The organism is Oleiphilus sp. HI0079 (assembly GCF_001635105.1).
In genome coordinates, this window is record NZ_LWFT01000401.1 from 1 (window position 1) to 683 (window position 683).

1 protein-coding gene is annotated in these 683 nt (G+C 46.9%); it reads left to right on the forward strand.

The window, feature by feature from the left end:
• Positions 1 to 18: 18 nt before the first annotated feature.
• Positions 19 to 683 (forward strand): FAD-dependent oxidoreductase (locus A3750_RS05330; RefSeq protein ID WP_231871726.1); only part of this gene is annotated, 665 nt, incomplete at its 3' end.

Genomic DNA, 683 nt, shown 5'->3' on the forward strand with positions numbered 1-683 from the left:
TATTCAGCAGAGAGAATTGTGGTAGCAACCGGAGGCTGGCCACGTAAGCCTAGTTTTAAAGGGGCGGAGCACGTCCTGACTTCGAACGAATTCTTTTTTTTGAATGACCTGCCTGAAACCGCCGTTATGCAAGGTGGAGGTTATATCGCAGTTGAATTAGCTGGCATATTACAGGGCCTTGGCGTTGACATGACCTTGGTTACGCGCGGACCACAGATACTCAGAGGCTTTGATCAGGATGTAGTTGAATTTGTCACAGAGCAGATTCAAAACAAGGGTGTCAAGGTCGTGCTAAATAACAATATCGAGCAAGTCGATGAGTTAGAAGGTGGAGACTTTCGAGTTAGTTTGACCTCAGGCGACACCTTAAACACAGGAAAGATATTTTCGGCCATTGGACGAATACCTAAAACCAACGACTTAGGCTTAGAGAATGCAGGTGTTCAATGCGCAGCGTCTGGGGCGATTCTTGTAAATGATCATTACCAAACGAATATCCCGAGCATTTATGCGATCGGCGACGTAATTGATCGCGTCCAACTCACGCCGGTGGCGTTGGCTGAGGGAATGTACCTTGCGAACTACTTCTTTGCTGATTCTGTTGCACAGCCTGTAGATTATTCCAACATTCCTACTGCAGTCTTCTGCCAACCCAATATTGGAACAGTTGGCCTCACTGAAGA